This window comes from Deinococcus roseus (genome assembly GCF_014646895.1).
GTDB lineage: Bacteria > Deinococcota > Deinococci > Deinococcales > Deinococcaceae > Deinococcus_C > Deinococcus_C roseus.
This window is the reverse complement of record NZ_BMOD01000085.1, coordinates 1-1,001: the sequence shown is the minus strand read 5'-3', so window position 1 is coordinate 1,001 and position 1,001 is coordinate 1. Positions and strand designations below refer to the sequence as shown.

Annotated in this window: 1 protein-coding gene; it reads right to left on the bottom strand. The window is 53.3% G+C overall.

The annotated features are described in order from the left end of the window. On the bottom strand, positions 1 to 842 hold an 842-nt coding region (locus IEY52_RS26485), incomplete at its 3' end, for an IS1 transposase (protein ID WP_189009710.1). Between the last annotated feature and the right edge of the window lie 159 nt (positions 843 to 1,001).

Below are 1,001 nucleotides of genomic sequence, written 5' to 3'. Positions count from 1 at the left end.
AGCCTTTCAAGTTCAGCCAGTCCTAAGCGGGTGATTTTCTTATGGGCAAAGGCCAGCCCTTTGCGGTGTAAGTACGGATTGTGTTGTCTGGCGGTGCCGTTCTGTCGCTCCACTGCAGAGGTGTTTGGGGTGTTGTACCCCAGCCGTTCCAGTTCCAACTTGATCCGACCGGTGGTGCCGTGGGTATAGCAGATGTCCACCGTCTTTAGCTTTTTGCCTTCCCGCACCTTGATCAGCTGCACGTGGGCCAGCATTCTGGGAATCCGGTACTTCACCTTGGGAGGTCTGCCTTGATTACCCTTTTTCTTCGGCTGGTACGGCACTCCGAAGATTTCAGGAAAGAGGGTAGCGTAGCCGTGTCCGCCATCGGTGAACAGGGCTAAATTTTGTGAGTCTGTCAGACGATCTTTGGCATCTTCTAGCAGACCCCGAATCAACAGCTCATCTCTGGCACCCAAACGCAGGGAGACCACAAACTTGCTGTAGGGGTCAATCACCGTGGCTTCCCAGCACGGCTGGCTTTTGTTTCCGTAGAAACCATAGCGTTCATCGGCCTGCAAGGCCGTGGTCTTCACCTGCACTGCTTTTTGGTCATGGATGCTTCTGGCATGGTTTCCAGTGACCATAATGATGCGTTCCACCGTGTCGTGGTGGACTTTGCACAGTCGGGTAGTGGCGGAGATCGAGTTGCCTTCACATAGCGTTTCAGCCACTTTGATGAAGGTGTCCGGGTGAATTTTGCTGTTCCAGAGAGCGGTTCCCTTGCGTTCACTGAACTCAGTGCCACAGGTTTTGCACTTCAAGTAGCGCAACTGGTGCTTGCCGTAGGTCTTGCGCACCACCAGGTTGTCCTGGCCCGTTTTGAGGTGGTCTTGGCAGTCAGGTGTAGGGCACGCTAAACTGCAAAGGGGCAGCGTTTTTTTTCTTCTCTCACAAGTTGAAATTTTACCGCTGTCCTGCTTTTTTGCCTCCCCTCTGCGAGATCATCTCAACAAACCACC